This window comes from Amycolatopsis pithecellobii, from assembly GCF_009707865.1.
Taxonomy (GTDB): domain Bacteria; phylum Actinomycetota; class Actinomycetes; order Mycobacteriales; family Pseudonocardiaceae; genus Amycolatopsis_E; species Amycolatopsis_E pithecellobii.
The window spans coordinates 200,161-222,189 of the sequence record NZ_WMBA01000002.1 but is presented as its reverse complement, the minus strand read 5'-3'; the positions used below and the strand labels follow the sequence as shown (position 1 = coordinate 222,189).

The following is a 22,029-nucleotide window of genomic DNA, read 5'->3' as shown; positions in this document are numbered from 1 at the left end:
TTTTTTCGCCCGTCAAGGGCGGGTGATGCCCAGGTGGTCGCGCAGGGTGGCACCGGTGTAATCCGTGCGGAAAACACCGCGTTCCTGCAACAGCGGCACCACTTTTTCGGCGAACGGGTCGAGCCCGCCCGGCGTGACATGGGGAACCAGAATGAATCCGTCGCATGCGTCCGACTGCACGAGATCGTTGATCGATTCGGCGACCGTCGTGGGTGAGCCGATGAATGACTGGCGCGCCTGAACCTGAATCATCAATTCCCGGATCGACAGATTCTTTTCCGCCGCCAGCGCACGCCATTGCTTCGCGGTCTCCAGCGGGTCCCGGTACATCCGCACACTCGCCCGGCCGCGGGCGATCGTGTTCTCCCCGACCACCGGGTCCGCCTCGGGCAGCGGGCCGTCCGGGTCGTATGCCGACAGATCCCGGTTCCACACCTGCTCCAGAAACTTGATCGCGGTCTGGCCGCTGACCTGCTGGTGCCGCACGATCTCGGCGAGTTCCTGTGCTTCGGCGTCGGTGTCGCCGAGAACGAACGTCGCCGCGGGCATGACGACCAGGTCCGAATGGCGGCGCCCGTACTTCGCGAGCCTGCGCTTGACGTCGGTGTAGAACTCCTGGCCCGCTTCCTTGGTACCGTGCCGGGTGAAGATCGCGTCCGCCGAAGCGGCGGCGAACTCACGGCCCTCGTCGGAGTCGCCCGCCTGCAGGATCACCGGGCGGCCCTGCGGGCTGCGCGGCACGGTGAACCGGCCGGAGATGTCGAACTGCGCGTCGTGCCGCTCGAACGCACCGACGTCGCCGCGGCCGACGAACTGCCCGGATGCCTTGTCCGCCAACACATCCCCGTCACGCCAGGAGTCGAACAGCTCTGTGGCCGTCTCCAGGAAAAGCTTCGCGCGCACATATCGCTGGTCCTGCGGCAGATATCCGCCGCGACGGAAGTTCTCCCCGGTGAAGGCATCCCATGACGTGACAACGTTCCAGCCCGCGCGCCCGGCGGAAAGGTGGTCGAGGCTCGCGAACTGACGCGCGACCTCATACGGCTCGTTGAACGTCGAGTTGATCGTGCCGGTCAGGCCCAGCCGCTCGGTCACCGCCGCCAGCGCGGCGAGCACGGTGAACGTGTCGGGCCGGCCGACCACGTCGAGGTCGTAGATCTCGCCGCCCTGCTCGCGCAGCCGCAACCCCTCGGCGAGGAAGAAGAAGTCGAACTTGGCCCGCTCCGCGGTCTGCGCGAGGTGCACGAACGAGCTGAACTCGATGTGGCTGCCTGCTGCCGGGTCGCTCCACACCGTGGTGTTGTTGACGCCGGGAAAGTGCGCGGCCAGATGAACCTGCTTCGTCATCGGAACCTCCTAGGCGGCGTAACGGTTTGCCGGACGGTCGAGGCCGAGCAGGCCCCGCAGCGTGTTCGCTTCGTACTCGCGCCGGAACACCCCGCGCCGCTGCAGTTCGGGCACCAGTCCGCGGGTGATCGCGGTCAGGTCGTGCGGGATCGCGGCGGGGCGCAGCCGGTAGCCGAACACGTCCTGTGCCAGTAGCCGGTCCGCCAGCTGAGCCGGGGTGCCGACGAAGATCTCGGCGTCGGAGGTGTAGTCCTCACCGGCCACCTCGTCCAGCCGTGCCTTACGGTCTTCCGCCGCCCGCTCGCTTTCGTCCAGGAACACCACCAGATCCGTGAACACCAGCGGGCCCTTCACCGCCGCGTCCCTTTCGGTGACGAACACGACGTCGGCGCTGCGCTCGGCGAGCCGGTACACCGGATCCGCGTGCGCGAGCACCGCGACCGGCGGCTGTCCCTGCGGCGGGCGCGGCGTGATGGACGGGCCCTTGACCTTGAAGAAACGGCCCTCGAAATCGATGTAGTGCAGCTTGCCGCGGTCGACGAACCGGCCGGTGGCGACGTCGCGGATCTCGGCGTCGTCCTCCCAGCTGTCCCACAGCCGCCGCAGCACCTCGACGTAGTCCGCGACCTCGTCCAGGAGTTCCTCGGGCCGCACCTCGCGGCGGCCGAAGTGATCGGCTTCGCTCTGTGCGACGGAAATCCGCGGCCGCACCCCGCCGCGGCCCTGGCTGACGTAGTCGAGGGTCGCGATGGCCTTCGAGATGTGGAACGGCTCGGTGTGGGTCGCGATGACGGTCGGGAGGAAACCGATATTCCGGGTCAACGGTGCGATACGGGACGCGATCAGCACCGCGTCGAGCCGCCCCTGCACGCGGTCGGTGCGGTCGGTCTGCGGCCCGAGCGAGTCCTCGATGGTGACGAAGTCCAGCAAGCCGCGCTCGGCCTCGGCGGCGAGCCCGGCCCAGTAGCCGGCGGTGAACAACGCATCCGGCTGTGCGTCCGGTTCGCGCCACGCGGCCGGGTGCCAGCCGGCCCCGTCGAGTGCGGCGGCAAGACGAAGACTTCGTGACATGCCCTGATCCTTTCGCCCGAGCGGTCCTTCCCTGATTCAAGTCGCCCGGCGGCCCGGATATTTTCCGTACCAAAGAGTGGGAAAAACCCGATGGCCGGACCGGGTCCCGGCACGGCAAGCTGAGGCGGTGACCAGCACCCGCCACCTCGCCGGGCTCGAGAGCCGCCAGTTCTACGGCGAACTGGTGTGGGCGCTGGTCGGCTTCCCGCCGACGCTGGTGTTCGTGATCGTGCTCGGCGTCTGGCTCGTCCTGAGCGCGGCGCTGTCGCCGCTGTTCCTCGGTGTGCTGCTCGCGGCCGGCGCGCTGATGGCGATGCGGGAACTCGGCCGGCTGCACCGGCGGCTCGCCCGCGCCCTGCTGGACGCCCAGGTCGCCGACCCGCCACCACCGCGGGTCCGGCCGGGTCTGTGGAACTGGCTGCGCGCCCGCATCGGTGACGCGGCGGCGTGGCGAGCATTCGGTTACCTGCTCGTCCGGCTGCCGCTGTCGTTGCTGAACCTCGGTGTCGCGGCGGCCCTCGTGCTCTACGGCCTCGGCGCGCTGACCTATCCGCTCTACTGGTCCGGCACCGACGGCCGCCTGGTGCCGATCACCGATGTCCAGGTGCCGTGGCCCGTGACGCTGCCGATCGCGGTGCTGGGGGCGGCGATCGTGCTGGTCGCGCCGCGGGTGCTGCACGCGCTGACGGCGGTCGACCGGGTGCTCGTGTTCGGCCTGCTCGGGCCCACGACGCTGACCGAACGCGTTCGTGACCTGGAGGAGAGCCGCGCGAACGCGATCGAGGACGCCACCGTCCGGCTGCGCCGGATCGAGCGGGATCTGCACGACGGCGCGCAGGCCCAGCTCGTGGCGCTGGCCATGAAACTCGGGCTCGTGCGGGACGAGCTCAAGGCGGGAAACGTGGAACTGAGCGGAAAACTGGTCGACGCCGCGCACGGTGATGCCAAGCAAGCGCTTGCGGAACTGCGTGACCTCGCCCGCGGGATCCGGCCGCCGGCGTTGGACGCGGGTCTCGAGGTCGCGCTGACGACGCTCGCCGCACGCAGCACCGTCGACGTGCGGGTGCGGGTGGACCTGCCGCGCCGCCCGTCACCGGCGATGGAAACCCTGCTGTACTTCACCGCGGCCGAGCTGCTGACCAACGCCGTGAAGCATGCCGGCGCGCCGGTCGTGCACGTCGACGTGACCCCGACCCGGCTGCGAGTGTCCGACGAGGGCAGGGGTGGCGCCCGGATCGTGCCGGGCGGCGGGCTGGCCGGTGTCGCCGAACGCGTGGGGACCGTGGACGGGCGGCTGGACATCGACAGTCCGCCGGGTGGTCCGACGGTGATCACCGCGCAGTTGCCCAGCCGAAGCTAACATCGAGACTGTCTCTGGGGGTGGCTGATGCGGATCGTGGTGGCCGAGGATTCCGCGGTTCTGCGGGCCGGGCTCGTGGAACTGCTGACGTTGCGGGGCAACGAGGTGGTCGCCGAGGTGAAGGACGGGGAATCCTTGCGTCGTGCGGTGATCGAGCACGCCCCCGATGTGTCCATTGTGGACATCAGAATGCCGCCGGCGTTCACCGACGAGGGACTGCGCGCGACGATCGACCTGCGCCGGCAGGACCCGTCGCGGGCCGTCCTGCTGTTCTCCCAATACGTGGAAACCTCCTACGCCGCCGAACTACTGGCCGATCGGGCGGGCGGCGTCGGCTACCTGCTCAAGGACAGGGTGGCCGACGTGTCGGATTTCCTCGACGCGCTGCGCCGGGTCGCCGCCGGAGAGACCGTGCTGGACCCGGAGGTGGTCAGCCAGCTGTTCGGCGCCACCAGGAAAGCCGCGGCGCTGGACCGGCTCACCGGCCGCGAACGCGAGGTGCTCGCGCTGATGGCCGAAGGCCGGTCGAACGGCGCGATCGCGGCGAAACTGTTCCTGTCGTCGGGTTCCGTGGAGAAGTACGTCACGAGGCTGTTCGACAAGCTCGGCCTGCCACCGTCCGAAGAGGACAATCGCAGGGTGCTGGCCGTGCTGCGGTACCTCGGGTCGTAATACCAATCCGGCCGAAAGTAGGCCAAGCTGATCAACCGGCGGCCGGCCTACGTTGAGACGATCGCCGTGGCTGCCGGCCGGATTGGTATCGATCGGCGCAGTACGGTTGGTTGCATGTATTCGGAAGAGATCGAGGTCCGCACCGGCAGCACGCCCGTCGTGCACGACCTGACCAAGCAGGCCGAATCCTTCCTCGCCGAAGCCGGTGCGGGTGACGGGCTGCTGCACATGTGGGTCCCGCACGCCACAGCCGGTCTCGCGGTGCTGGAAACCGGCGCGGGCAGTGACGACGATCTGCTTGCCGCGCTTGACGAACTGCTGCCCCGCGACAACCGGTGGCGCCATCAGCACGGCAGCCGCGGCCACGGCCGGGACCACATTTTGCCCGCCTTCCTCCCGCCGTATGCGAGCGTGCCCGTCCTCGGCGGCGCGCTCGCGCTCGGCACCTGGCAGTCGATCTGCCTGGTCGACACGAACGTCGACAACGCGGCACGGAAGGTCCGGTTCAGCTTCCTGACCGGCTGAGCACAGGCGCCGGAATTGCCGGCCGCAGTGTCCGGCCCGGCCAGACGAGCACGACGAGCCCGGCCACGAGCAGCACGCCGAGCACCCACAGCGCCGTCGTGACATCGTGCGCGCCGGGGGTGCCCTGCAGGATGCTGCGCATGCCCTCGGTCGAGAACCGGAACGGCGTCCACGACCACAACGCGATCCGGTAAACCGGGTTCAGCAGCTCTGGTACCTGCCCGGCGACGGCGGGCGCGAGCAGGTAGAGCGGGGCGAGGATGGCCAGCGCGGCGAACCCCAGCAGCCGCAGCAGCGCACCCTGGATCGCCGCGAACGCGGTCGAGACCAGGAACATACTGCGCCAGTCGTTACCAATCCGACCACAGTCACGGCCATACGGCTTGCGTAGCAACGGTTACCCGCAGCTCAGGGTCGGCCTGCTTTTGGTCGGATTGGTAAAGCCCAGCACATCCCAGCCCAGCGGCAGGCTCGCATCCCACAGCTTGACGAACCCGGCGAGCACAGCGGTCATCAGCACCCCGCTCAGAAGGACGCGTGCCAGCCGGGCGCCGAGCGTGAGCGGGTGATCGCCGCGGCGAGCCAGCACGAGCAACACGGCGCCGGCGGCGAGCGAACCGAGCCAGGCGAGGATGCTCACGGCCAGCGGCACGACCCGCCCGGCCGCGCTCGCCGGGTGCAGGGTTTCGACCTGCGCGGGCGCCGCGGCCGTCGTGAGGATCTGCTGCACGACCTGGGTTCCGGCGGGGTTGATCGCGCCGGAGACGATCACGTTGTTCGGCTGACCGAGTTCGAGAATCCCGTAGACCTCCTTGTCCGCCAACAGTTTCCGCGCTTCGGCGGGGGCGGAGACCCGCCAGGCGAGCGTGCCGGCGCCCTGGGTGGCGACATGTTCGGCGGCGGGGCGAAGCTGCGGCGGCGCGGCGACCGCGACTGGGAGGTCGTGCGGGCTCACGGTGGCCTGGACGCCGACCGTGACCAGGCCCAGCACGATGGCGACGACGGCACCGGCGAGTGCGGCGAGCGAAGCCGGTTTCATGACTGCCTCTGGTTACCAATCCGCGGCACAGTATTCTCCACACGTTGAATTCTTCGCCACGGTAGCTCCATGCCTGAGAAAAAGTCAATGCGTGTTGAAAAGCCCGCCCGGTACCGTCGTGGGCGTGAACAAGCGACTCGTGCTGTGGGATATCGACCAGACGCTCATCGACCTTCGTGGTGCCGGCCGCGAGTGGTACGCGCAGGTGTTACCGCAGGTCACCGGGGTCGCGTTCACCGGGATGCCGCCGCTTTTCGGGCATACCGAGCTGGCGATCACGTCTCAGGTGCTCACCCTGCACGGCATCGAGCCCGACGACGAGACCGTGCGGAAGATGTGGGCCGCACTGGTGACCGCGGCCGAGCAGGCGGTCCCGACGATGACCACCCGCGGCATCGCACTGCCCGGTGCCGCAGCGGCGCTGTCCGCGCTGGCCGAGACCACCGTGCAGACCCTGGTGACCGGGAACCTGCGGGAGGTCTCGTGGCACAAGCTGGCGGCGTTCGGCCTGCATGAGCACCTCGACTTCGAGATCGGCGGCTACGGCTCGCTCTCGGCGCACCGCCCGGACCTGGTGGCGCACGCCGTGTCGCTGGCGGGGAACCGGCACAGCCCGTTCGCCGCCGATGCCGTCGTGGTCATCGGCGACACGCCGCATGACATCGACGCCGCCCTCGCCCACGGTGCGCTGGCCATCGGCGTGACGACGGGCCGCTACGACGAATCAGCCTTGCGCGACGCGGGCGCGCACGTGATCCTGCCCGACCTGTCGGACACCCAAGCCGTACTCGGCGCCGTGCTGGCCTGACGTCGCCACACGGCGAAGCCGATGACGCCGAGCGTGAGCGCGACGCAGAGCCAGGCGAAGACGTCGCCGGTAAGGCGGTACAGGGTCGTGGAACCGCGGGTGGGCACGTCTACCAGCCACGGCTGGTTGTCGCCGGGAACGGTGTCCTGCCACGAAAGCACGCGCCCCTGGCGATCGAAGGCCTGAGACGAACCGTTGAAGTCTTGCCGCACCAGCGCGTAACCGTTCTCCATCGCGCGAAGGCTCGCCATTTTGGTGTGCAGGTAGCCGATCTCCGGCCAGTCGCCGCCGGGCACGAGCACGATGTCCGCGGGAATGTGCATCATCGCTGGGAAGTCGGCGTCATAGCAGATGACGTTGGAAAGCCGGCCGTACGGTGTGTCCACCACGGGTGCCGCGCCCTCGCCGGGCACGTACGGCTCCAGGCCGGGGATGGGATGGCGCTTCTGATACGTCCACAGCGTCGCGCCGTCGGGACCGAAGAGGACGGTCTCGTCCCGTCCGTAGGGCGCGCTGGGCAGCAGGACATTCGCGGCGACGCTGAGGTAGATCCCTTCCTGCCTGGCGAGTGCCGCTGCTCCGGCGAGAAATCCGGGCTCGTCGGCGGAGCGCACCCGCGCCGCGTTTTCCGACCAGAACACGATCTTCGCGCCCGACCGGGCCGCCTGCCGGGTGTCGGCGAACAACTGGTCGGTGAGCACGGCCGAGGCGGCGCGTACCGCGGCGGGGTCGACGCGGGACACGGCTTCGAGATCGACCGGAGACGTGCCCAGCAACCGTTCTGCCTGCTCCAGCGTCGCCTTGGCCGGGTTGATCCCGGCAACGCGCACAGTCGGCGCGCTCGACGCGAAGGCCAGACTCGCCTGCCCGCCTACGAGTATCGCGGCCACCAGTGCCGCCACGGCGACCGCCGGCCGGACCCCGCCGTGCTCCCACAGCTGGTTGGCCGCGGTCGCGACGAGCCCGATGAGGAACGTGATCGGGTACGGGCCGGCGACGGAGAGCACTTGGAGCAACGCGAGATTGTCGTGCTGGGTGACCGCGAGCAGTCCGTAGGCGGTGCCGAAGGGGTTGTAGCTGCCAACGAGGAACGCCACCGTGGTCAGTGCGGCCGGGAAGGCGAGCAGCCGGCCCAGCCACCCGAGCCTCGGATACAGCAGCCGGTCCACCGCATAAGGCACCACGGCGGCCAACGCGAGCACGAACGCCCCGGCAGCCGCCGGCCAGGTCATCGGCACCGCGAGCTGCCAGGCCCACCACAGCTCGCCGACGGTACCGACGAGCCCCACCAGCGGCAGGCCGTGCCCCGCCCCGCCGGTCCGCAGAAATCTGATCAGGAAGATCTGAAAACCCCATGCGGCAAGGGAAATGTCCCACCGCCCGCCGACCGCGAACAGCTGCAGGAGCAGGCCGAGTGTGAGCCACAGATACCGGCGCCGCGTGGTGTCGATTGCCATGGTCAGCACGCTAAGGATCTTCACGAGTGCTGCCGAGCACCGTGGCGAGCACATCTCATGACCGCGGCGCGCATCCGACCGTGGGATATCGTGCGAACGTGAGCGGCTCGATCCTGCCGCCCGACGTGGCCCGGCGGCTGGTGCTGATCGGCGAACGGCAGGGCCTCGACGTGGCTTCTTTGTTGCGACGCACCGGAATTTCCGCCGGAACCCGTCCCGGCGAGGTCACGGTCGCGCAGGCCGCGGAGCTGACCCAGGAACTCTGGTGCCTCACCGGGGACGAACTGTTCGGGCTCGGCCCTCCCGTTCCGTTGCATTCGTTCCGGCTCGTCATGCGTTCGGTGCTGCACGCCCCCGATCTGCGGGCGGCGCTGCATCGGGTGGTCGAGGCCTGCCAGGTCCTGTCCACCCTGCCGCGGGTACGGGTGTCGGCCGAGGAGACCGAGGTGGAGGTCGAGCTGGACGTCAGCAGGCTGAACGACCCGGAGCACCTCGCAGCCGAACTGGTGGCCATGCTGATCCACCGGGTACTGGGCTGGCTCGCCGGGCGGCGGATCGGGCTGCGGAGGCTGGAATTGCCGTGGCCGGCGCCGCCCTCGGCCGCGGCGTACGGGACGGTCTTCGGCCGCCAGCCGAGGTTCGGCGGGGCGCGGCTGGTGCTGGCCTTCGACCAGGCGCTGCTGGACGCACCGGTGATCCGGGACGAAAAGGAGCTCGACGACTATCTCGCCGACCAGCCCAACGTCTGGTTCGTCACGCGTGACTACGGGTCCTCGGCGGCGGACCGGGTGCGCCGCATTCTCGAGCACGGGCTGCGAGGGCAGTGGCCGACCCCGGACGAGATCGGCTCCCGGCTCAGTGTGAGCCCGCAGCACCTGCGCCGCCTGCTACGGGCCGAGCACACGTCGATCGGGCAGATCAAGGAGGATCTGGTCCGCGACGCCGCCATCGCCAGCCTCACCCGTGGCGAGGAATCCGTGGAAGAGCTGGCCCGCCGGCTGGGCTTTTCCGAAGCCAGCTCGTTCCGGCGCGCCTTCCGCCGATGGACCGGCCAACCACCCGGCGCCTACCGGCGGCGGCCCGTTGCCGCATCCGGCTGATGCGGCCGGTCAGCGGCGGATGAGCTTCACCAGGTGCGTGACCACCTCGTCGACCGGGACGTCCTGACGGTCACCGGACGCGCGGTCCTTGACCTCGACCACGCCCTTCGCCAGGCCGCGGCCGACCACCAGGATCGACGGCACCCCGATCAGTTCGGCGTCGGCGAACTTGACGCCCGGGGTGGCCTTGCGGTCGTCGAGCAGCACCCGCACCCCGGCCTCGTCCAGTTCGGCGGCGAGCTTCTCGGCGCCGGAGATGACCGCCTCGTCCTTGCCCGCGATCACGACGTGCACGTCCGCCGGCGCCACCGCGCGCGGCCACACCAGCCCGAGTTCGTCGTGGTACTGCTCGGCGAGCACGCCGACCAGCCGTGACACCCCGACGCCGTAGGAACCCATCGTGATGCGGATCGGCTTCGAGTCGGCGCCGAGCGCGTCCACCTCGAACGCGTTGGTGTACTTGCGGCCGAGCTGGAAGATGTGCCCGATCTCGATCCCGCGTGCCGCGACGAGCGTGCCCTTCCCGTCGGGTGACGTGTCGCCCTCTCGGACCTCGGCCGCCTCGATCGTTCCGTCGGGCGTGAAGTCGCGGCCTGCCACCAGGTCCACGACGTGGTGGTCGGCCTTGTCCGCACCGGTCACCCACGCGGTGCCGGTGACCACCCGCGGGTCGACCAGATAGCGGATTCCGTTGTCCTGCAAAGCTTTCGGACCGATGTAGCCCTTGACGAGGAACGGGTTGGCGGTGAAGTCGGCCTCTTCGAGCAGCGCGACCTCGGCCGGTTCGAGCGCGACTTCCAGTCGCTTCTGGTCGACCTCGCGGTCCCCGGGGAGACCGATTCCGATGATCTCCCAGTCCTTCGCGCCGGGTTGGCGGGTCTTCACGATGACGTTCTTGAGCGTGTCCGCCGCGGTGAACGTGCGGCCGAGACCGGCCTGGTTGTTCAGGTACTCGACCAGCGTCGCGATGGTCGGGGTGCCGGGAGTGTGGTGCACCTGCGCGGCGGGCAGCCCGTCGACCGGGCGGGCAGGCGGCGCGGGCGTCACGACGGCCTCGACGTTCGCGGCGTAGCCCGACTCGGTACTGCGGACGTAGGTGTCCTCACCGGTCTCGGCGACGGCCAGGAACTCTTCCGAGGCCGAGCCGCCCATCGCGCCGGACGTGGCGGCCACGATGACGTACTCGATGCCGAGCCGGTCGAAGATCCGGATGTAGGCGTCGCGGTGCGCCTGGTAAGAGCGGGCCAAACCCTCGTCGTCGAGGTCGAAGGAGTACGAGTCCTTCATGACGAACTCGCGGCCCCGCAGGATGCCGGCGCGCGGGCGTGCCTCGTCCCGGTACTTGGTCTGGATCTGGTACAGCGTGACCGGGTAGTCCTTGTAGGAGCTGTACTCGCCCTTCACGGTGAGTGCGAACAGCTCCTCGTGCGTCGGGCCGAGCAGGTAGTCGGCGCCCTTGCGGTCCTTGAGCCGGAAGATGCCGTCGCCATACTCGGTCCAGCGGCCGGTGCGCTCGTACGGTTCGCGCGGCAGCAGCGCGGGGAACTGGATCTCCTGCGCGCCCATCGCGTCCATTTCCTCGCGCACCACGTTCTCGATGTTGCGCAGCACCCGCAGGCCCAGCGGCAGCCAGGAGAACCCGCCCGGGGCCACGCGGCGGACGTAGCCGGCGCGCACCAGCAGCCGGTGGCTGGGCACTTCGGCGTCCGCCGGGTCCTCACGCAGGGTGCGAAGGAACAACGACGACATCCTGGTGATCACAGGGGTACTCCTCGGGGTAGCGCGCGGGGCGCCGATAAACGACCAGCCCAGCGTAGTCAACCCCGCGCCGGTGACTCCAACCGGTTATCGCGGCACGGCATGATGGGACCATGCTGATGCGGTTCGGCATCCTGGGGCCGGTCCTCGCGGACGGCGAGGTCGGCGGGCCGCGACCACGCGCGCTACTGGCCCTCCTGCTGCTCGAAGCCGGGCGAGTGGTCAGCACCGGCCGGTTGTCCGAGGCGTTGTACGGCGACGAACCACCTGGGGCGAATGCCTTGCAGGCACAGGTATCCCGGCTCCGGCGGCGCCTCGGCGTGCCGATCGAGCGGCAGCCGGCGGGGTACCGGCTCGTGGTCGATCCCGACGACGTCGACGTGCACCGGTTCGCCCGGCTCGCCGGTGCGGGACGGCAGGCGCTGCACACGGGTGAGCACGCTGAGGCGGCGAGGCTGTTGCGGGAGGCGCTCCTGTTGTGGCGCGGCCCCGCGCTGGCCGACGTCGAGGCGCCGTTCGCCGAGGGGCAAGCCGTGCGGCTGGCCGAGGAACGTGCCACGGCGATCGAGGATCTGGCGGAGGCGGAGTTGGCGCTCGGCGAGGCCGAGGTGGCCCCCGAACTCCGGGAACTGGCCACGGCGCAGCCGCTGCGGGAGCGGACGCAGAGCCTGCTCGTGCGCGCGCTGAGCAAGTCCGGTCGGCAGGCGGAGGCGCTCGCGGTGTTCGAAGGCACTCGCCGCCGGCTCGCCGACGAACTGGGCGCCGACCCGTCCGCCGAGCTGGCCGAGGCGCATCTCGTCGCGCTGCGCGCCGAACCGTTGCGCACCACCGCGGCGCCCGCGCAACTCACCAGTTTCGTGGGCCGTGAGGACGAACTGAACCGGGTCGCGCACCTGCTGACCGGATCGCGGCTGGTCACGCTGACCGGCACTGGCGGCGCGGGAAAGACCCGGCTCGCGATCGAGGTGACCGGCCCCGGTGCGTGCTTCGCCGATCTCGCACCGGCGGACGGCGGCGCGGTGCCACAGGTGGTGCTGGATGCGTTGGGGCTGCGGGAAAAGCGGCTGTTCGGGATGGCTGCTGAGGCCGATCCGGTGCGACGTATCGTGTCCGCGCTCGCCGACCGGGAGCTGCTGCTGGTACTGGACAACTGCGAGCATGTGATCGACGAGGCGGCCGCGCTGGTGCACCGGCTGCTCGCCGGCTGTCCCGGGCTGCGCGTACTGGCCACGAGCCGTGAGCCGCTCGGCATCACCGGCGAGGCGTTGTGCCCCGTGCCGCCGCTGGCGGAGGAAACGGCGTTGCGGTTGTTCGCCGATCGTGCCGTCGCGGTGTCGCCCGAGTTCACTATGGACACCGATGTCGTGCGCCGGATCTGCGCGGCGGTTGACCGGTTGCCGCTCGCGATCGAGCTCGCCGCCGCCCGGCTGCGCACGCTTCCCTTGCCACAGCTGGAAACCCGGCTCGCCGACCGGTTCCGGTTGCTGTCGCGAGGCAGCCGCACGGCCGCGCCACGGCACCAGACGTTGGGTGCTGTCGTCACGTGGAGCTGGGACCTCCTCACCCTGGAGGAACAGCAACTGTTGCGGCGCCTGTCGGTTTTCCCGGGTGGCGCCACGGTCACCAGCGCGTCTGTCGTTTGTGGACTGTCCGAAGTGGCCGCCGATGAGCTGCTCACCGGCCTCGCCGACAAGTCACTGGTGGAGGTGCACGGCGACCGGTTCCGGATGCTCGACACCATCCGCGCCTACGCGGCCGAGCGGCTCGCCGAAGCCGGGGAGCGGGACGCGATTTCCCGCGCACACGCCGAATTCTTTCTCGACCTCGCCCGCACCGCAGACCCGCATCTGCGGCGGACGGAGCAGCTGACCTGGCTGGCCCGGTTGACGGCCGAGCACGCGAACCTGCACGCGGCGCTGCGCTGGGCGGTGTCTGCGGACGTGGAACTGGCGCTGCGGCTGGTCGGCGCGCAGACCGCGTACTGGCGGCTGCGCGGCGTGCTCAGCGAGAACATCCCACTGGCCGCACGGCTGCTGGACGAGCTCGGCCCGAGGACGCCACCCGGTCTGGAAGAGGAGTATGTGCTGACGGTGCTGAGCGCGGGACCGTCCGAAGTGGACCGTCAGCGGGCGGAGACGATCATGCACACCCTGGACTGGCCGTTGCGGCAGCCGCAGCTGCTGATCGGGTGGGCGATGTTCGCCGGCCCGCCCCGCCCTGACGAGCCGCCGACCCCGATGCAGCGGCGGCTGGGGACCGTCGACGATCCGTGGCTCCGGGCGCTTTGGCATTTCTCGCAAAGCTATCTGCGGCTGTTCAACGGCCAGATCGACGAAGCGGGGCCGGACCTGCGGGCCGCGCTGGCGGGTTTCCGGCAGGTAGGTGACCGCTGGGGCATTTCCCAGACGCTCGACGGGCTGGCCACACACGCGGATCTGACCGGAGACTGGGCCCGCGCGGTGGAGCTGACCGACGAGGCGATCGTGCTGCTGGAAGAACTGGGCGCGCTCGAGGACCTGGCGGAACTGTGGGCACGCCGTGGCGATCGGTTGTGTCATGGCGGAAAGCTGACCGATGCCGAAGTCGCCTATGACCATGCGGTGGAACTGGCGCGACGGAGTGGTGTTCCGGCGATTCTCGCGGCGACGTACTTGGGCCGCGGCACTCTCGCGATGCGACGCGGCGAGGTCGCCGAGGCGCGCCGGTGGCACGAAAGCGCGCTCGAAACCTGCGGCACGGACTGGCTGAGCGCAGGAACACGTTCGCGGGTGCTCACCGCGCTGGGCCGGGTGACGGGTGACGGGTCGCGGCATGATGCGGCGGTGCGCAGCGCGCTGGGGCAGCAGTTCGACATCGACGTCGCCGAGGCGACGGAAGGCCTTGCCGAATTCGTGGCGCGCGGAGACCCGGGCCAGGCGGCCTACCTGCTCGGCCTGGCCGAGGCGCTCCGCGGCCGGCCTCGAACCGGCGACCCGGCCCTGACCCGGCTGCGGGAGCAGCTCGGCGACAGCCCGGATTTCGCCCGCGGGAAAGCAAAGTCCGCCGCCGCGGCGCGTGACTGTCTGCGGACTTACCGCGGCGAATCCTGTTGAGCCAGGACGGCTGTGAGCAGCCCGGGGAAACGGTCCTCGAGTTGGGGACGCAGTGACACGAAGCACCGCGTCCCCTCGCGCCGGGCGAGCGCGATGCCCGCGTCGACAAGGGTCTTGACGTGATGGCTGATGGTGGACTGCGCCAGCTCGTATTCGAACTCGCCGCGCAAATGTTCCTCGCCATCAGAGAGCGTGCGCACCATCCCGAGACGCACCGGGTCGCCCAGAGCGGACAACACTCGGGGCACGGAGACATCCTGAAGATCGGGATGAGGCAACTGACGCATGTCTCGATTCTATCACCCAGATCGACCATCGTCGATTATCGAACTTCCTGCTAAGGTCCAATCATCGATGTTCGTCGAACATCGAAGGACTCTCGAGAGGAACCACTCCATGAGCACGCTGACCGGAAAGGTCGCGATCGTCACGGGCGCCTCCAAAGGCATCGGAGCGGGCATCGCCCGTGCGCTCGGCGCCGCCGGTGCAACCGTTGTCGTCGACTACAGCAGTGACGAGCAGGGCGCCGCGGCCACCGTTTCCGCCATCACCGACGCGAACGGGAAAGCAATCGCCATCCAGGCCGACGTGTCCCAGCCCGGCGACGTCACCCGGCTGTTCGAGGAAGCCGGGCCGGTCGACATCCTGGTCAACAACGCGGCCGCGTACTCGTTGCAGCCTTTCGAGGACATCACCGTCGCCGAGTTCCATCGCCAGTACGAGGTCAACGTCCTCGGCACCATCCTGACCAGCCAGGCCTTCAGCGGGCAGGCCGGTGACCGCGGCGGCGCGATCATCAACATCCTCACCGCAGGCATCACCGCGAACCTGCCCGGCCAAGCCCTGTACACCTCCACCAAAGGCGCCCTCACGAACCTGACCAGGGTTCTCGCCAACGAGCTCGCGCCACGCGGGATCCGGGTCAACGCGATCGCCCCCGGTGCCACCGACACCGAGGGCTCCCGCGCGCAAGGGTTGTTCGAGAAGGACCTGACCGACGCGGTTGTCAGCCGGACCCCGCTCGGCCGCATCGGACATCCGGACGACATCGGCCCGGTCGCCACCTTCCTCGCCTCCGACGACGCCCGCTGGGTGACCGGCGATGTCATCTTCGCGTCCGGAGGCCTCCGCTCGTAGCGGCTGGATAATCCTTGAGCGTCAACACATTCGCCGCCTTCACGGCCAGTTTCAGGAACAGCCGGAACAGCGGCCGGGCACAGAGCAGGCGGTAGGTGAGAATGCGCCGCCTGATCGCGGCGGAGGTCGCGGGGACCAGGAAACCGCCGGCGCCACGGGCCTGTTTCAAACCCGCCTCGGCGGCGCCCCGGACCTCACGCTCATAAGCCGGGAAAGCGATGCGGTGATCACCCTCGGCGGCGGCAAGCTCACCGGCCAGCACGTACGCCGTCATCATCGCCAGGCCGGTGCCGCCGCCACCGGGGCCCGCGCCCCAGGCGGCGTCACCGACCAGCGCGATCCGTCCCCGGGTGTAGTGGTCGAGATGCACCTGGCACAACGAGTCGGCGAACAGATCATCCGCCTCGTCCAGCGCCGCCAGCAGCGCGGGCATTTCCCAGCCGACGTCACGGAACTGCTCGTGCAGGATCTCGCGAACATCGCGGCGGGCAGCCGGAAGCCGCTCGGCGCGGAACCACAACCCGACATTCGCTTGCGCGCCACCGTGTTTGCTCTGCAGCATCACACCGCGGCCCGGCACGTTGTACAGCAGCCCACTGCGGTCCAGCCCCAAATGGTTCGGGGCGGTGAACCCGGCGAAATGCACGCCGGTGTCCGTACGGAAGCGCGATTCCGGCCCGAACGCCAGCGCCCGCACCCCCGAGTGCAACCCGTCGGCACCGATGACCAGGTCGAACTTGCGCGGCCCACCGTGGGCGAAGCGGACCTCGACGCCGTCGGCGACCTCGGTCAGCGACGTGATCCGGTCGCCGAAGACGTACTCGGTCCGGTCTTTCGTCGCGTCGAACAGGATGCGGCTCAGGTCGCCACGCAGGATCTCGACCTCACCGCTCATGAACTCGGCGGGAATGCTCGCGACCTGCCGGCCCCGCTCGTCGAGCACCGCCTGCGGCCCCATGTTCGTCTGGTGCCGGCGCACCTCGTCGAGCAGGCCGGACCGGCGCAGCACGTCCAGCTGGTTGCCGCGGAAATCGACCGCCTGGCCGCCGTCACGCAGGGCGGGCGCCTTCTCCACCACGGTGGTGGTGAAGCCGTACCGGTTCAGCCACAGCGCCAGCGCCGGGCCCGCGATGCTCGCACCGGAAATCAGGATGTTGCGCATTGCCAGCTCCTTCGTCGTCTCGGTGTCCCGAGCTTCGACGAAGGAGCTGACCAGGCACTGACCGTCCGCTGACCGCGGCGGTCAGGATGCTTTTGCGTACTCTTCGACCAGCACGGCCGTGCAGTGGCACTCACCATCGATCTCGGCGCAGGTGACGGTCAGGAAGTGCCGCACGAGGTCGAAATCGCCGCACTGCGGGTCGGTGCACTCCACGAAGTCGTCCTCGTGAATGACCAGCGTGCCGTGGCAGTGGTCCAATTCGCTGACGCAGCTAGCGCACTCCATGCCCTCTTGGTAACACCGCGGCATGATCGACTCGGGGACGAGCGAGCGGCGTGTCACGCACTTTTCGGCGAGCGCCTGCTCCGGCCCGTCGTGGACTTCTCCGCCGCGGGCTTCTTCGCGGGTGTCTTGCGCGCCGCGGGTTTGCGTGCCTTCTTGGCTTCCGAGACGCTCGCCTCCAGCGCCGCCATCAGGTCCACGACGTCGGACTTCGCGGCCTTCTTCTGCGGTTTCGTGGTGTCCTGGCCCTCGACTTTGGCCTGGATCAGCGCTTCGAGCGCCTCACGGTAGCTGTCCGTGTACTTGTCCGGGTCGAATACCGGCTCGGTGAGCGAGTCGATCAGTGAACCGGCCATGGCCAGCTCCTGCGAACGCACCTGCGGCGCGTCCTCCCGGAGGAACCCGAAGTCGGGCGAGCGCACCTCGTCGGGCCACAACATCGTGGTCATCACCAGCACATCCGCGTGCACCCGCAGCAGCGCAAGCGTTTCCCGCTGCCGTAACGCGACCTTCGCGATCGCCACCTGCTGCGATTTCTGCAGCGCGTCCCGGAGCAGCACGTACGGCTTGAGGGCGGCCTTCTGCGGTTCGAGGTAGTAGTGCCGGTCGTAGTGCAGCGGGTCGATCGCCTCCAGCGGCACGAACTCCAGCACATCGATGACGTTCGAGCTGGCCAGCGGCAGCCCTTCGAGGTCGGCGTCGGTGATCACGACCATCTCGCCGTCGTCGAGCTCGTACCCCTTGGCGATCTCCGCGTACGGCACTTCGACGCCCTCGATCGAGCAGAACCGCTTGTACTGGATCCGGCCGCCGTCCGACTCGTGGACCTGCCGCAACGAGACGTTCTTGTTCTCCGTCGCCGCGTACAGGTGGATCGGAATGGTGACCAGCCCGAACGAGACGGATCCCTTCCACATCGAGCGCATCGCCGGTGCCCTCCCGCCGTTTTGCGGACGTAACCCCTGGTCACACCGTACGCGGCGATCCACGATGCGACTAGTTAACCGAGGAGGACGTCGCGGGTCAGCTCGAGCTGGCCGTGGTGCTGTGCCAGCTCCTCGTAGACGTGTTGCAGCGCCGCACCCTGGGTCCGTCCGATCAGGGTGTCGCGGTAGCGCGGCATGGCCTCCTCGTGCAGTGGCGCCCTCGGCTCGGCCACCGCGACGTACTCGCGCAGCCGTCCCTTCGCCTCCTCGATCCGCGCGAGGAGGTCGGCGACCTTGCCGGAGGCACGGAACTCCGCGTCCCGATCACGCTCCAGCGGCCGGCCCGCCACCAGCCGGCCGGCCCAGTGGTCCACGACGCCGATGCAGTGCGTCACGATCGCGTACGGCGTGTTCGCGCCGGGCAGCTCGGGCCGCCGGTTCGCCAGCTCGTCGCCGAGCTCGGTCAGCACGGCCGCCATCCCGTCGAAGGCCCGGTCGGTGAAGTACAGGTACTCCTCGGTGGTGAGCACGGCCCGAGGCTATCCGGGCAGCAGCTCGGTGACCAACCGGCTCAGCTGCCGCAGGTTGCGGCATTCGTGCATCGGCACTTCGCGGGCGTACTCCAGCGCCGCGGAATCCCCTGTGCCCCAAGAGGATCGTGGCTCGGGGTTGAGCCAGTACACATGCTTCGCGCGATCCGCGATTTCCCGCAGCGCGGCCAGATTCGGGTCACCGCCGTTGGTCCGGCCGTCCCCGAGGACCAGCACGGACGTGCGCGGACCGACCGCGTCGGCCCACCCGTCGACGAAGCTGCCGAGCGAGCCGCCGTAGTCGCTGCTCATCCCCCAGCGGGTGAGCCGGGCCCCGGTCAGGATCCGGCGCGCGAGCCCCTCGGGATCGGCCGCGGTGACCAGCCCGGTGATCTCGTCGGTCAGCTCCACGAACGCGAACGTGCGGACCTTGCTGAACTGGTCGGCCAGCGCCTGCACGAGCAGGAGGGTGAACTGGGCGAACCCGGCGACGGAACCGGACATGTCGCACAGCAGCACCAGTTCCGGGCGGCCGGGACGGCGGTCGCGCAGGGCCGGGCGCATCGGCACCCCGCCGGTGGCCAGCGAACGGCGCAGGGTGCGGCGCAGGTCGATCTGCCCGCGCCGGGCCCGTCGCCGCCGCGACGCGAGGCGGGTCGCGAGCTTGCGCGACAACGGCTGGATCGTCCGCCGCAGCTCGGCCAGCTGTTCGCTGGTCGCGTTGGAAAAACTGACGAGATCCGGCTGCGGCGCCACGGCGTAACGCGCGACCCGTTCCCGGCCACGGTATTCCGCCGTCCGGCGGCGCGCTTCGGCCTGCACCTGCTCGCGGAACGACGAGATCCGCGACTGGGCTTCCTGCCGGGAAAGCGCTTCCTCGAGCCCGTCTCCCCGCTCGCCCCGCAGCGCCGCGAGCACCCGGTTCAGCAAGGCTTCCGGCCGGACCCGGTCCAGCGTCTGGTACGCCGACCAGCCGCTCATCCCACCGCCGCCGGACCCGCCATCGCCGAACGAGCCGTACTGGCCGAACACTTCGACCCCGGCGGCGGCCAGCGCCCGCATCCGCGCGGCGTCACCCTGGGCGAGGGCGGTGACGAGTTCGTTCCGCAGCTGCGCCAGATCCGGCGTCTCCGCGGCGATTTCCGCCGATCCGGTCGCGGCCGGGAAATACAGGTCGAACAACGCGTCGAACGCGGCCCGCTGACCCGTACGCCGGAGCACGGTGGCCGCCAGCGCGGCCCGCAGCTGTTCCCGATCGTCGAGCCCGAGCACGCCGACCGCAGCCGCGGCGTCGATCGTCTCCCCCGGGCCCACCGGAATCCCGTGTTCCCGCAGTGCGCCGACGAACTCGACCAGCCGGTCCGGCAACCCGCTCATGTCAGCAGCCGGTCCAGCCTCAGCTCGGCGGCGGCCTTCTGGTGGTCGCTCTGGTACTTGAGGAGCACACCCAGGGTCGATTCGACGATCTGCTCGTCGATGGTGTCCGCGCCGAGCGCGAGCAACGTGCGCGCCCAGTCCACGGTCTCCGCAATGGACGGTGCCTTCCGCAGTTCCAGTGCCCGCAGCGCGCCCGCCACGCGAACGACCGATTCGGTCAGCCGCGCGTCGAGGCCCGGCACCTTGAGCGTCACGATGTCCCGCTCGAGCTCCGGTGACGGGAAGTCCAAGTGCAGGAACAAACAGCGCCGCTTGAGGGCCTCCGACAGCTCGCGCGTCGCGTTCGAGGTCAGTAGCACGAACGGGCGGCGGGTCGCGGTGATGGTGCCCAGCTCCGGCACGGTGACCTGGAAATCGCCGAGGACCTCCAGCAGCAGGCCCTCCATCTCGACGTCGGACTTGTCGGTCTCGTCAATCAGCAGGACGGTCGGGTCAACGTTGCGGATCGCCTTGAGCAGCGGGCGGGGCAGCAGGAACTCCTCGCTGAACACCTCGTCCCGGGTTTCCGCCCAGCCCTCGTCACGGCCCGCGGTGATCCGCAGCAGCTGTTTGGCGTGGTTCCACTCATACAGCGCGCGGGCCTCGTCGATACCCTCGTAGCACTGGAGCCGGACCAGCTCGCTGCCGGTCGCCTCGGCGAGTGCCCGCGCCAGTTCGGTCTTGCCGACCCCGGCCGGGCCCTCCACCAGCAACGGCTTGCCGAGCCGGTCCGCGAGGTAGACCGTGGTCGCGACCGGGACGGACGCCAGGTAGCCGGCACCGGCAAGCCGCTCGACGACCTCGTCCACCGATCCGAACAACGGTTCCTGCATCAGACCATTGTCGGGGTCGTGCGGTGACGCGTCGAGCGTGCGCAAGGTCACTCGCTGCCTACCATGATTCCCATGCCTGAGGTTCACCTCGTCCACGTCTTCCCCGCCGGACCTGGCGGTGGAAATCCGGCCCCGATCGTCGTCGACGCCGACGGCATGTCGGATCACGAGATGTCGCAACGGACGAGCTCACCGTGGACACGCTCAGCAGCACGGTGCGTGCCCGGATCTCCGACGGGCTCGTCGAGATCACCCAGCCCGCGGGTGTGGTGGAGGAAGTGGACCCGGCGGCGATCCCGGAAATCCTGGACGTCCTCGGCATCAACGCCGCCGACCTCGCGCCGCGACCGGTCCGCAATGCCCGTACCAGCCGGGTCAAGACGCTGATCCCGCTCGCCGGTCAGTCCATTTTGGACAGCATGAGTCCGGATTTCGGGCGGGTGGAACAACTCTGCACCCGGCTGGACTCGACCGGGCTGTACCCCTACGTCCCGTCCGACCCCGCCGCCGGAGTCTTCGACGCGCGGCAATTCCCCCGCTCCTCGGGTTATCCCGAAGACGCGGCCACCGGCATCGCCGCCGCGTCACTCGCGTTCGGCCTGCTCGCCGACGGCCTCGTCTCGCCCAGCGAAACCCGGCCGATCCGCGTGCGGCAGGGACGGGCGATGGGCAAGCCATCGGAGATCATGCTGCGGTTCTCCGCCTGGGTTGTGGCTGGGCGGGCAGGTGCTCGGCTAGCCGGCCCAGCGTGCGATCCCGAGTGCGGCGGTGCGGACCGCGGGGGCGAGCCGGTCCACGGCGGACCGGGAGTGCGCCACGATGCCGAGTGCGGCGCGGACCCCGCCGTCCAGGCCGAGGATCGGGGCGGCGACGGACGCCGCGCCCAAGGTCATTTCCTCGTACGAATAAGCGACCCCGGACTTGCGGACCTCGGCCAGCGCGGCGGCGAGCCGACCCGGCTGGGTGATGGTGTGCGGGGTCATCCTGGTCAAGCCCGCCGCCGCGAGTGAACCGAGCAGCTCCTTGCCCGAGAAAGCCAGCAGGGCCTTGCCGACCCCGGTGGCGTGCAACGGAAGTCGGCCACCGATCTGGGTTTGCGTCGGCACGGCCTTGTTGCTGGAAATCTTCTCGATGCACAGCGCCTGCGTGCCTTCCAGGACGGTCAGCTGGATGTTCTCCTGGGTCGCCTGGAACAGGTCGTGCATATACGGCAACGCCGCCTCCCGTAACCCACGCTGCTGCGGCGCGAGCGTGCCGATCGTCCACAGCCGGATCCCGATGCGATAGCGGCCGTCGTCGAGCCGCTCCAGACCACCCCAGTTGCGTAGTTCGGTGATCAGCCGGCGCGCGGTCGAGACCGGCAGGCCGCTGCGCGCGGCCACTTCGGTGAGTGTCAACGCGGGATGAGCCACGTCGAAGACGTCCAGGACGGCCAGCAGCCGCCGGGAGACCGTCTGACCGGGCGTGCTGGTTCGGCCTGCCATATCTCCAACCTACGGCCGAGTGCCACTGGA

20 protein-coding genes and 2 pseudogenes are annotated in these 22,029 nt (G+C 69.6%); 8 read left to right on the top strand and 14 right to left on the bottom strand.

Annotated elements, in window-relative coordinates; translation table 11 throughout:
* Nucleotides 1-12: 12 nt before the first annotated feature.
* A complete protein-coding gene (locus tag GKO32_RS02425) occupies nt 13-1,347 on the bottom strand; it encodes an NtaA/DmoA family FMN-dependent monooxygenase (protein ID WP_154755058.1) in 1,335 nt (444 codons plus the stop codon).
* A gap of 9 nt (nt 1,348-1,356) precedes the next feature.
* Complete coding sequence (locus tag GKO32_RS02420) at nt 1,357-2,418, bottom strand: LLM class flavin-dependent oxidoreductase (RefSeq protein WP_154755057.1); 1,062 nt, start codon at nt 2,416-2,418, stop codon at nt 1,357-1,359.
* 127 nt (nt 2,419-2,545) lie between these two features.
* Between GKO32_RS02420 and GKO32_RS02415 the strand changes: the two genes are divergently transcribed.
* From GKO32_RS02415 to GKO32_RS02405, 3 genes are all read left to right on the top strand, one after another.
* The gene (locus GKO32_RS02415; RefSeq protein WP_312867435.1) at nt 2,546-3,778 is read left to right on the top strand and encodes a sensor histidine kinase; all 1,233 of its coding nucleotides are present in this window, start codon (nt 2,546-2,548) and stop codon (nt 3,776-3,778) included.
* A gap of 27 nt (nt 3,779-3,805) precedes the next feature.
* Nucleotides 3,806-4,450 (top strand): response regulator transcription factor, encoded by a 645-nt coding sequence (locus tag GKO32_RS02410; RefSeq protein WP_154755055.1) that lies wholly within the window; start codon nt 3,806-3,808, stop codon nt 4,448-4,450.
* Between the two features lie 114 nt (nt 4,451-4,564).
* The gene (locus tag GKO32_RS02405) at nt 4,565-4,975 is read left to right on the top strand and encodes a YjbQ family protein (RefSeq protein ID WP_154755054.1); all 411 of its coding nucleotides are present in this window, start codon (nt 4,565-4,567) and stop codon (nt 4,973-4,975) included.
* Nucleotides 4,976-4,997: 22 nt separating this feature from the next.
* On the opposite strand, the pseudogene GKO32_RS40400 reads toward GKO32_RS02405, so the two are convergent.
* Nucleotides 4,998-5,312: pseudogene (locus tag GKO32_RS40400) on the bottom strand (ABC transporter permease); the annotation flags it as partial.
* Nucleotides 5,313-5,372: 60 nt separating this feature from the next.
* On the bottom strand, nt 5,373-6,014 hold the full coding sequence (locus GKO32_RS40395; protein ID WP_376765918.1) for a hypothetical protein: 642 nt from the start codon (nt 6,012-6,014) through the stop codon (nt 5,373-5,375).
* Nucleotides 6,015-6,138: 124 nt separating this feature from the next.
* Between GKO32_RS40395 and GKO32_RS02395 the strand changes: the two genes are divergently transcribed.
* Nucleotides 6,139-6,822 (top strand): HAD family hydrolase, encoded by a 684-nt coding sequence (locus GKO32_RS02395; RefSeq protein ID WP_312867434.1) that lies wholly within the window; start codon nt 6,139-6,141, stop codon nt 6,820-6,822.
* On the opposite strand, the gene GKO32_RS02390 is transcribed toward GKO32_RS02395, so the two are convergent.
* The gene (locus GKO32_RS02390) at nt 6,729-8,279 is read right to left on the bottom strand and encodes a nitrilase-related carbon-nitrogen hydrolase (protein WP_154755052.1); all 1,551 of its coding nucleotides are present in this window, start codon (nt 8,277-8,279) and stop codon (nt 6,729-6,731) included. The two genes, GKO32_RS02395 and GKO32_RS02390, sit on opposite strands and share 94 nt — an antisense overlap.
* 98 nt (nt 8,280-8,377) lie before the next feature.
* Between GKO32_RS02390 and GKO32_RS02385 the strand changes: the two genes are divergently transcribed.
* Nucleotides 8,378-9,379, top strand: a complete 1,002-nt coding sequence (locus GKO32_RS02385; protein WP_166459334.1) for an AraC family transcriptional regulator — start codon at nt 8,378-8,380, stop codon at nt 9,377-9,379.
* Nucleotides 9,380-9,388: 9 nt separating this feature from the next.
* Here GKO32_RS02385 and GKO32_RS02380 read toward each other — a convergent pair whose 3' ends face one another.
* Entirely contained in the window at nt 9,389-11,140 is a 1,752-nt protein-coding gene (locus tag GKO32_RS02380) for a proline--tRNA ligase (protein ID WP_312867433.1), read from the bottom strand.
* A 110-nt stretch (nt 11,141-11,250) separates the two neighbouring features.
* Between GKO32_RS02380 and GKO32_RS02375 the strand changes: the two genes are divergently transcribed.
* Nucleotides 11,251-14,229, top strand: coding sequence for an AfsR/SARP family transcriptional regulator (locus GKO32_RS02375; protein WP_154755050.1), 2,979 nt, complete (start codon nt 11,251-11,253; stop codon nt 14,227-14,229).
* On the opposite strand, the gene GKO32_RS02370 is transcribed toward GKO32_RS02375, so the two are convergent.
* Nucleotides 14,208-14,516 carry an ArsR/SmtB family transcription factor gene (locus tag GKO32_RS02370; protein ID WP_154755049.1) on the bottom strand — a complete coding sequence of 103 codons (309 nt, stop codon included), beginning with the start codon at nt 14,514-14,516 and terminating at the stop codon, nt 14,208-14,210. The genes GKO32_RS02375 and GKO32_RS02370 overlap by 22 nt on opposite strands.
* Nucleotides 14,517-14,625: 109 nt before the next feature.
* On the opposite strand from GKO32_RS02370, the gene GKO32_RS02365 reads away from it, so the two are divergent.
* Nucleotides 14,626-15,366, top strand: coding sequence for an SDR family NAD(P)-dependent oxidoreductase (locus GKO32_RS02365; protein WP_154755048.1), 741 nt, complete (start codon nt 14,626-14,628; stop codon nt 15,364-15,366).
* On the opposite strand, the gene GKO32_RS02360 is transcribed toward GKO32_RS02365, so the two are convergent.
* The 6 genes from GKO32_RS02360 to GKO32_RS02335 all read right to left on the bottom strand — a co-directional run bounded on the left by GKO32_RS02360 (nt 15,335) and on the right by GKO32_RS02335 (nt 20,515).
* Nucleotides 15,335-16,528, bottom strand: coding sequence for an FAD-dependent monooxygenase (locus GKO32_RS02360; protein WP_154755047.1), 1,194 nt, complete (start codon nt 16,526-16,528; stop codon nt 15,335-15,337). The two genes, GKO32_RS02365 and GKO32_RS02360, sit on opposite strands and share 32 nt — an antisense overlap.
* A gap of 81 nt (nt 16,529-16,609) precedes the next feature.
* Nucleotides 16,610-16,813 (bottom strand): hypothetical protein, encoded by a 204-nt coding sequence (locus GKO32_RS02355; protein ID WP_154755046.1) that lies wholly within the window; start codon nt 16,811-16,813, stop codon nt 16,610-16,612.
* A gap of 53 nt (nt 16,814-16,866) precedes the next feature.
* Entirely contained in the window at nt 16,867-17,736 is an 870-nt protein-coding gene (ku, locus tag GKO32_RS02350) for a non-homologous end joining protein Ku (protein ID WP_154755045.1), read from the bottom strand.
* Nucleotides 17,737-17,810: 74 nt separating this feature from the next.
* A complete protein-coding gene (locus GKO32_RS02345; RefSeq protein ID WP_312867432.1) occupies nt 17,811-18,266 on the bottom strand; it encodes a mycothiol transferase in 456 nt (151 codons plus the stop codon).
* A gap of 9 nt (nt 18,267-18,275) precedes the next feature.
* Nucleotides 18,276-19,643, bottom strand: a complete 1,368-nt coding sequence (locus tag GKO32_RS02340; protein WP_154755044.1) for a vWA domain-containing protein — start codon at nt 19,641-19,643, stop codon at nt 18,276-18,278.
* Nucleotides 19,640-20,515 carry an AAA family ATPase gene (locus GKO32_RS02335; protein WP_154755128.1) on the bottom strand — a complete coding sequence of 292 codons (876 nt, stop codon included), beginning with the start codon at nt 20,513-20,515 and terminating at the stop codon, nt 19,640-19,642. Before GKO32_RS02335 ends, GKO32_RS02340 begins: the two co-directional genes overlap by 4 nt.
* 194 nt (nt 20,516-20,709) lie before the next feature.
* Here GKO32_RS02335 and GKO32_RS40390 point away from each other — a divergent pair.
* A pseudogene (locus GKO32_RS40390) lies at nt 20,710-21,159 on the top strand (PhzF family phenazine biosynthesis protein); the annotation flags it as partial.
* A gap of 90 nt (nt 21,160-21,249) precedes the next feature.
* Here GKO32_RS40390 and GKO32_RS38655 read toward each other — a convergent pair.
* Entirely contained in the window at nt 21,250-21,999 is a 750-nt protein-coding gene (locus GKO32_RS38655) for an IclR family transcriptional regulator (RefSeq protein WP_154755043.1), read from the bottom strand.
* Nucleotides 22,000-22,029: the final 30 nt, after the last annotated feature.

Bases quoted from the DNA above. Each gene is read 5' to 3' on its own strand.
- GKO32_RS02425 (WP_154755058.1), bottom strand. From the start codon at position 1,347: ATGACGAAGCAGGTTCATCTGGCCGCGCACTTTCCCGGCGTCAACAAC.
- GKO32_RS02420 (WP_154755057.1), bottom strand. From the start codon at position 2,418: ATGTCACGAAGTCTTCGTCTTGCCGCCGCACTCGACGGGGCCGGCTGG.
- GKO32_RS02410 (WP_154755055.1), top strand. From the start codon at position 3,806: ATGCGGATCGTGGTGGCCGAGGATTCCGCGGTTCTGCGGGCCGGGCTC.
- GKO32_RS02405 (WP_154755054.1), top strand. From the start codon at position 4,565: ATGTATTCGGAAGAGATCGAGGTCCGCACCGGCAGCACGCCCGTCGTG.
- GKO32_RS40395 (WP_376765918.1), bottom strand. From the start codon at position 6,014: ATGAAACCGGCTTCGCTCGCCGCACTCGCCGGTGCCGTCGTCGCCATC.
- GKO32_RS02390 (WP_154755052.1), bottom strand. From the start codon at position 8,279: ATGGCAATCGACACCACGCGGCGCCGGTATCTGTGGCTCACACTCGGC.
- GKO32_RS02375 (WP_154755050.1), top strand. From the start codon at position 11,251: ATGCTGATGCGGTTCGGCATCCTGGGGCCGGTCCTCGCGGACGGCGAG.
- GKO32_RS02370 (WP_154755049.1), bottom strand. From the start codon at position 14,516: ATGCGTCAGTTGCCTCATCCCGATCTTCAGGATGTCTCCGTGCCCCGA.
- GKO32_RS02365 (WP_154755048.1), top strand. From the start codon at position 14,626: ATGAGCACGCTGACCGGAAAGGTCGCGATCGTCACGGGCGCCTCCAAA.
- GKO32_RS02360 (WP_154755047.1), bottom strand. From the start codon at position 16,528: ATGCGCAACATCCTGATTTCCGGTGCGAGCATCGCGGGCCCGGCGCTG.
- GKO32_RS02355 (WP_154755046.1), bottom strand. From the start codon at position 16,813: ATGGAGTGCGCTAGCTGCGTCAGCGAATTGGACCACTGCCACGGCACG.
- ku (WP_154755045.1), bottom strand. From the start codon at position 17,736: ATGCGCTCGATGTGGAAGGGATCCGTCTCGTTCGGGCTGGTCACCATT.
- GKO32_RS02340 (WP_154755044.1), bottom strand. From the start codon at position 19,643: ATGAGCGGGTTGCCGGACCGGCTGGTCGAGTTCGTCGGCGCACTGCGG.
- GKO32_RS02335 (WP_154755128.1), bottom strand. From the start codon at position 20,515: ATGCAGGAACCGTTGTTCGGATCGGTGGACGAGGTCGTCGAGCGGCTT.
- GKO32_RS38655 (WP_154755043.1), bottom strand. From the start codon at position 21,999: ATGGCAGGCCGAACCAGCACGCCCGGTCAGACGGTCTCCCGGCGGCTG.